Origin of the sequence: Pseudomonas sp., from assembly GCF_050739995.1 — a bacterium.
GTDB lineage: Bacteria > Pseudomonadota > Gammaproteobacteria > Pseudomonadales > Pseudomonadaceae > Aquipseudomonas.
This window is the reverse complement of the sequence record NZ_JBOICG010000296.1, coordinates 1-6,032: the sequence shown is the minus strand read 5'-3', so window position 1 is coordinate 6,032 and position 6,032 is coordinate 1. Positions and strand designations below refer to the sequence as shown.

The window sequence follows — 6,032 nt, the reverse complement described above, 5'->3', positions numbered from 1 at the left end:
GACCGTACCTGCTTCATGACTTTGCAGTACGACAACTTCCAGGCTGGCCAGCGCTATGTGTTGGAAGGACGGTCGCTGGCCTACACGCCCAATATTCGGCTGTACAACGCAGCTCGTCAGTTGTTGGCCGAGGAACGCAGTGTGAACTGCCTCTGATCAGTCGTTGTTTCTCTGATAGATGATGCGCTTGGTGCCGTTTTCACAGGAGCCGACAATCATGGCGCTATCGTGATTCTTGGCTTCTTCAGCAGTGATGATCTCCAAGGTGTAAGACGGAATCGCCTTGGCCTGGATCTTCACTTCGATCTCTTTCCTGAGCTCTTCACAATCTTTTGGCGCGGCCACAGCCGAAGTGGCCAACGCACCGCAAATGATCGCCAAGGCAAAACGTTTCATGTGTGAAGCTCCCTGAATGCATGCGCACGGGTGTGCGCCTAGGCTGCATAGCCTATAGGACCACATCTAGGAAACACGAGTTCTGATTTAACGCAGAACTAAATGTGGGAGTGAGCAAGCCCACCCCACATTGGGTGTGCTGCGTTAGTTGACCAGCGTGGCATCCAGGCTGATTTTCGCATTCAGCACCTTGGACACCGGGCACCCTTCCTTGGCCTTTTTGCTCAGCTCATCGAATTGCGCTTGGCTGGCGCCCGGGATCTTGGCTTTCAGAATCAGGTGTACGGCGGTGATCGCAAAACCACCGTCCACTTGGTCCAGGGTGACTTCCGCCTGGGTGTCGATGCTGTCGGCCTTGAGGCCAGCGTCGCCGAGAATCATGGAAAACGCCATGGAGAAACAGCCGGCATGAGCAGCACCGATCAGTTCTTCGGGGTTGGTGCCTTTGCCGCCTTCGAAACGTGCCTTGAAGCCGTAGGGCGCGTCGCGCAGCACGCCGGTTTCGGTCGAGATGGACCCTAAACCTGTCTTCAAGTCGCCTTCCCAGTGAGCCGATGCTTTTTTCTTGATACTCATAGCTATCTCCTCGAACGGTGGTTTTGCGTCAGTAGGAGTTCTGAGGATAGAAGCTTTGGCAAAGTTCATCTTGTCAGAGAAACCTAGTGCTCCAGTAGGAAACTTTACGATCGCCTATTGAATCTCGGGTATATGCCCTCATTGCATGAAGCATGCACATGAAGCGGCAGGTTTTGGTTCGACTATAAGCCTGCGCACCCAATGGAGAAGCAGGCTTATGAAATCGCTGTCCGACGTGAAGTTCTCGACCCTCGACCTCGTGCCCGTGCGCGCCAATGGCAGCCCGGCGCAGTCGTTGCGCAATTCCCTGGACCTGGCCCAGCACGTGGAAAAGTTCGGCTACCACCGTTTCTGGGTGGCTGAACACCACAACATGGACGGCATTGCCAGCTCGGCCACTTCGGTGTTGCTGGGCTACCTGGCTGGCGGCACCTCGACCATCCGCGTCGGCTCCGGCGGCGTGATGCTGCCCAACCACGCGCCCCTGGTGATCGCCGAGCAGTTCGGTACCCTGGAAAGCCTCTACCCCGGCCGTATCGACCTGGGCCTGGGCCGCGCACCCGGTTCAGACCAGATGACGGCCCGCGCCCTGCGCCGTGAACGCTCCGGCAGCGCCGACGACTTCCCGGAAGACGTGGCCGAACTGATGGCCTACCTCGGTCCGCGCACGCCCGACCAGCGGGTGATCGCGGTCCCAGGCACCGGCACCAACGTACCGGTGTGGCTACTCGGTTCCAGCCTGTTCAGTGCACAACTTGCGGGGGAGCGGGGCTTGCCCTACGCCTTCGCCTCCCATTTCGCTCCGCGCCTGATGCATGAGGCGATTCGCGTGTACCGCAATCACTTCAAGCCTTCAGCCGTGCTGGATAAGCCCTACGTCATGCTTGGCATTCCGCTGGTAGCCGCCGATACCGACGAGCAGGCTGATTACCTGGCCACTTCGGTCTACCAACGTATCCTCGCGCTGATGCGCGGCCAAAGCCTGGTGCAGCGCCCGCCCGTAAAAACCATGGACGGCCTGTGGCTACCCCATGAAAAAGACGCAGTCGGCAGCTTCCTCGGCCTGGCGATGGTGGGCAGCCCGGCGAAGATCCGCGCCAAACTGGAGGTGTTGATCGAGCAGACCGGCGCCGATGAGCTGATCTTTACCTGTGACCTGTACGAGCACGCCGACCGGATTCATTCCTACGAACTTCTTGCGCAGTTGATGAAGGGCTAAAACCCACAGGCGAAAAAAAACCGACGCACTCGCGTCGGTTTTTTATGTCTGGAACACGGGATTAACCGCGCTTGTAGACGATTTCCTTGGTGCCGCCGCCGCAGGTGCCGACTACCGAGCCACCGGCCGAAGCGCCTTTATCCACGATTTCCAAGGAGTAGTGCGGTACGCCTTTAGCGTCGATTTTCGCTGCGATCTCGCTTTTCAGCTCTCCGCAGTCCTTCGCCGCCATCGCGGTGCCCGCAATGCTCAACAAACCTACCGCTAACAAGAACTTCTTCATCCGTTACTTTCCTTGCGCTGATCGAAAAAGAGCGTGCCGACGCTAATGGCATCGGCACCCAAAGGTTGTAGCGCAGGTTATGGCAATCGGCCAGTCAGCAAAGTTCAACTGTCGCGCTTAACTACTGGCAATTCGGAATCCCACCTTGAGCGTAACCTGGAAGTGCGCGGCCTTGCCGTCCTTGATGTGGCCGCGGGTTTCGGTCACTTCGAACCACTCCAGGTGCTTGATACTCTTGTTGGCCTCGGCCAGCGCATTATTGATGGCGTCTTCGATGCTGGTGGTCGAGGAGCCGACCAGTTCGACTTTCTTGTAGGTGTGATGATCAGACATGGCGTTTCTCCTGAGGACTTTAATCAGCGTAGCAGTCAATGTTCGTACTGCTTCTGGCGACCGTTCCTAAGTGAAAGTTCAGATTTACTGCACTTTCTGAAACCGGTGCAGTCGGTATCTACACACGCCACTCAATCACTTCAGGAGAGTCCAAATGGCCAACACTTCTTTACGCAAAGCGTCGCTGGAAAGCATGGAAGCCGAGATTTCGAGCCTGCTCAAGTCTCTGGAAAGCCTCAAGGACGACGCATCTGACGAGTCGCGCAAGACCCTGAAGGCCCTGAAAAGCAACGCCGAGAATGCCCTCAAGCACTCTCGTCACCTAATCAGCGATGCCTACGAAGAAAGCAAAGTCAAAATCCGCGAAACCGGCGCTGCGACCCGGGATTACGCACAAGAGCATCCATGGACTACAGCCGGTGTCGCCGTGGGCGCATTGGGCCTGATAGCCGCTTACCTGCTGTGCAAACGCCGTGACTAAACCGGCTGGCGCAAAAGCTCTGCCTTGAGCCACTGCGCCAACCGACCGGCGCGCCCGTCTGCGGCGCGCTTGGGTAGCCACAACGCCAGGTGCGCCGGGGTTTCACTGAAACCCCAGGGCGCCACCAGGCGACCCGCGCGCAGGTCCTCTGCCACTAGCGGCTCTGGCGCAATCGCCACTCCAAGACCCGCCACCGCCGCCTCCAGCAAGTAATACAAATGCTCAAACCCTTGGCCGTGTTTCAGCGCGCCAGGCTCGATGCCGTATTGCCGCGCCCAACTGGGCCAGGCTTGCGGACGCGACGTGGTATGCAACAAAGCTTCGCCACACAGGGCTTGCGGCGGCGCCTGGTGCAGGCGTTCGTAACCGGCAAAACGCGGGCTCATCACCGGGCCGATACGTTCGCTCGCCAGCTCATACACCTGCATATCCGCAGGCCAGGGCGGTTCGGCGAACACCAGTAGAGCATCCAGGCCGGGGCGCCGCGGGTCGAGGTCGCCGTCACCGGCCGACAGGTGCAGGCGCAGGTCTGGCAAGTCGGCGTTCAAGCGGCCCAGGCGCGGGATCAACCAGCGCGCCAGCAAGCTCCCCGAGCAACCGAGCACGAAGGGCGCGTCAGCGCTGGCCTGGGTCAGCTCGGCACACACATCCCTTAAACGTTCGAACGCTTCAGCACTGGCATCCCGTAGTCGAACGCCGGCATCTGTGAGTTTAAGGCCGCGCCCGTCTTTGGCGAACAAACTGACACCCAAGTGTTCTTCCAACACCTTCATCTGGCGGCTGACGGCGCCGTGAGTCACGTGAAGTTGCTCGGCAGCCTGACTGACGCTGTTGAGGCGGGCAGTGGCTTCAAATGCACGCAGGGCATTAAGGGGCGGAAGGTCTCGGCTCATCTGTGAGTTTTCCTGACAGGTTGCGGCGATCTTATCGGTTTTCAGCGTAGAGCGTGAAGGGTAGAGTGGCCCTCATTGTTTCCTACACCCATTCTTTCCTGGAGCGTCCCATGACTCAGTCCCAGACCGATCTACGCAACGGCCCAGACGCCAACGGCCTGTTCGGCGCGTTCGGCGGCCGTTACGTCGCTGAAACCCTGATGCCGTTGATCCTCGACCTGGCCCGTGAATACGAAGCGGCCAAGATCGATCCGGCGTTCAATGAAGAACTGGCCTACTTCCAACGCGACTACGTCGGCCGCCCAAGCCCGCTGTATTTCGCCGAGCGCCTGACCGAGTTCTGCGGTGGCGCCAAGATCTACCTCAAGCGCGAAGAGCTGAACCACACCGGCGCGCACAAGATCAACAACTGCATCGGCCAGATCCTGCTGGCACGGCGCATGGGTAAAAAACGCATCATTGCCGAGACCGGCGCCGGCATGCACGGCGTGGCCACTGCCACCGTGGCGGCACGCTTCGGCCTGCAATGCGTGATCTACATGGGCACCACCGACATCGAGCGCCAGCAGGCCAACGTGTTCCGCATGAAGCTGCTGGGTGCCGAAGTAATCCCCGTGGTCGCCGGCACCGGCACCCTCAAGGACGCGATGAACGAAGCCCTGCGTGACTGGGTGACCAACGTCGACAGCACCTTCTACCTGATCGGCACCGTGGCCGGCCCGCATCCGTACCCAGCCATGGTGCGCGATTTCCAGGCCGTGATCGGCAAGGAAACCCGCGACCAACTGCAAGCCCAGGAGGGCCGCCTGCCGGACAGCCTGGTGGCGTGCATCGGTGGTGGTTCCAATGCCATGGGCCTGTTCCACCCGTTCCTGGACGACACCAGCGTCGAGATCATCGGTGTCGAAGCGGCCGGCCACGGTATCGAGACCGGCAAGCACGCCGCCAGCCTCAACGGCGGCGTACCGGGCGTGCTGCACGGCAACCGCACTTTCCTGCTGCAGGACGACGATGGCCAGATCATCGACGCCCACTCGATTTCCGCCGGCCTCGACTACCCGGGCATTGGTCCTGAACACGCCTGGTTGCACGATATCGGCCGCGTTCAGTACACCTCCGTGACCGACGACGAAGCGTTGGATGCCTTCCATAAATGCTGCCGCCTGGAAGGGATTATTCCTGCACTGGAAAGCGCCCACGCCCTGGCCGAAGTGTTCAAACGCGCACCGACCTTGCCGAAGGATCACCTGATGGTGGTCAACCTGTCGGGCCGTGGCGACAAAGACATGCAAACCGTGATGTTCCACATGGAACACTCTCAACAAGAACAGTCCAAGCAGGAGAAACACTGATGAGCCGCCTGCAAACCCGCTTCGCACAGCTTAAAGAACAGAACCGCGCCGCTCTGGTGACCTTCGTCACCGCCGGCGACCCGGGCTACGACACCTCGCTGGCGATCCTCAAGGGCTTGCCTGCCGCCGGCGCCGATGTGATCGAGCTGGGCATGCCTTTCACCGACCCGATGGCCGACGGTCCGGCCATTCAACTGGCCAACATCCGCGCGTTGACCGCCAAGCAGAACCTGGCGAAAACCCTGCAAATGGTTCGTGAGTTCCGCAAAGACAACAACGACACGCCGCTGGTGTTGATGGGCTATTTCAACCCGATCCACAAATACGGCGTGCCGCAGTTCATCGCCGACGCCAAGGCAGCCGGTGTTGACGGCCTGATCGTGGTCGACATACCGCCCGAGCATAACGCCGAGCTGTGCGACCCGGCCCAGGCAGCAGGCATCGACTTTATCCGCCTGACCACGCCAACCACCGACGACGTGCGCCTGCCGACCGTGCT

9 protein-coding genes are annotated in these 6,032 nt (G+C 60.0%); 4 read left to right on the top strand and 5 right to left on the bottom strand.

The features are described from left to right. Positions 1–156: 156 nt before the first annotated feature. Together ACRESD_RS10100 and ACRESD_RS10095 are read right to left on the bottom strand one after the other, a co-directional pair. The gene (locus ACRESD_RS10100) at positions 157–396 is read right to left on the bottom strand and encodes a DUF1161 domain-containing protein (protein ID WP_431750783.1); all 240 of its coding nucleotides are present in this window, start codon (positions 394–396) and stop codon (positions 157–159) included. 144 nt (positions 397–540) lie between these two features. Beyond that, a complete protein-coding gene (locus tag ACRESD_RS10095) occupies positions 541–972 on the bottom strand; it encodes an OsmC family protein (protein WP_431750782.1) in 432 nt (143 codons plus the stop codon). A 217-nt stretch (positions 973–1,189) separates the two neighbouring features. Here ACRESD_RS10095 and ACRESD_RS10090 point away from each other — a divergent pair, with 217 nt between their 5' ends. After that, positions 1,190–2,191 carry an LLM class flavin-dependent oxidoreductase gene (locus tag ACRESD_RS10090; protein ID WP_024072590.1) on the top strand — a complete coding sequence of 334 codons (1,002 nt, stop codon included), beginning with the start codon at positions 1,190–1,192 and terminating at the stop codon, positions 2,189–2,191. A 61-nt stretch (positions 2,192–2,252) separates the two neighbouring features. Here ACRESD_RS10090 and ACRESD_RS10085 read toward each other — a convergent pair whose 3' ends face one another. Both ACRESD_RS10085 and ACRESD_RS10080 read right to left on the bottom strand, forming a co-directional pair. Next, positions 2,253–2,474 carry a DUF1161 domain-containing protein gene (locus tag ACRESD_RS10085; RefSeq protein WP_431750781.1) on the bottom strand — a complete coding sequence of 74 codons (222 nt, stop codon included), beginning with the start codon at positions 2,472–2,474 and terminating at the stop codon, positions 2,253–2,255. Positions 2,475–2,591: 117 nt separating this feature from the next. Next, complete coding sequence (locus tag ACRESD_RS10080) at positions 2,592–2,807, bottom strand: dodecin (RefSeq protein WP_005783406.1); 216 nt, start codon at positions 2,805–2,807, stop codon at positions 2,592–2,594. A 154-nt stretch (positions 2,808–2,961) separates the two neighbouring features. Between ACRESD_RS10080 and ACRESD_RS10075 the strand changes: the two genes are divergently transcribed. Beyond that, the gene (locus tag ACRESD_RS10075) at positions 2,962–3,288 is read left to right on the top strand and encodes a DUF883 family protein (RefSeq protein ID WP_431750780.1); all 327 of its coding nucleotides are present in this window, start codon (positions 2,962–2,964) and stop codon (positions 3,286–3,288) included. Here the strand turns inward: ACRESD_RS10075 and ACRESD_RS10070 are convergent. Beyond that, positions 3,285–4,181: a LysR family transcriptional regulator gene (locus ACRESD_RS10070; protein ID WP_431750779.1), complete on the bottom strand. Its 897-nt coding sequence runs from the start codon at positions 4,179–4,181 to the stop codon at positions 3,285–3,287. The two genes, ACRESD_RS10075 and ACRESD_RS10070, sit on opposite strands and share 4 nt — an antisense overlap. Before the next feature lie 110 nt (positions 4,182–4,291). On the opposite strand from ACRESD_RS10070, the gene trpB reads away from it, so the two are divergent. Next, positions 4,292–5,533, top strand: coding sequence for a tryptophan synthase subunit beta (gene trpB, locus ACRESD_RS10065; RefSeq protein ID WP_431750778.1), 1,242 nt, complete (start codon positions 4,292–4,294; stop codon positions 5,531–5,533). Beyond that, positions 5,533–6,032: tryptophan synthase subunit alpha (gene trpA, locus ACRESD_RS10060; protein WP_431750777.1), on the top strand; the 500-nt coding region annotated here is incomplete at its 3' end. The genes trpB and trpA, both read left to right, overlap by 1 nt.